The sequence below is a fragment of the bacterium genome (assembly GCA_030018315.1).
Lineage (GTDB): Bacteria > Hydrothermota > UBA3073 > JACQXS01 > JAGMCI01 > JASEGA01.
This window is the reverse complement of the sequence record JASEGA010000062.1, coordinates 2408-2689: the sequence shown is the minus strand read 5'-3', so window position 1 is coordinate 2689 and position 282 is coordinate 2408. Positions and strand designations below refer to the sequence as shown.

The window sequence follows — 282 nt, the reverse complement described above, 5'->3', positions numbered from 1 at the left end:
GCCATATATTTTCTCTTCCTGTAAGTTCAGGATGGAATCCTGCTCCAAGCTCAATTAGTGTTGACACCTTGCCTGAAACATTTATTTCGCCACGATTAGGAGCTAATATGCGAGCAATAAGCCTGAGGATAGTTGTTTTACCTGCTCCATTAGGGCCTATTATTCCAAATATCTCTCCTTCATTTACTTGAAATGAGACACCTCTAATCACCCAAAACCTTTCTCTTCTTCTAATTCTTCCAAGGTCACGGATAGATGAAGTCCCGCCACCTTTTCGGAACT

General features: G+C 41.5%; 1 protein-coding gene. It reads right to left on the bottom strand.

What is annotated here, in order from left to right; genetic code table 11:
- A partial coding sequence (locus QMD71_10025; protein MDI6841161.1) for an ATP-binding cassette domain-containing protein occupies nucleotides 1-282 on the bottom strand: 282 nt, incomplete at both ends.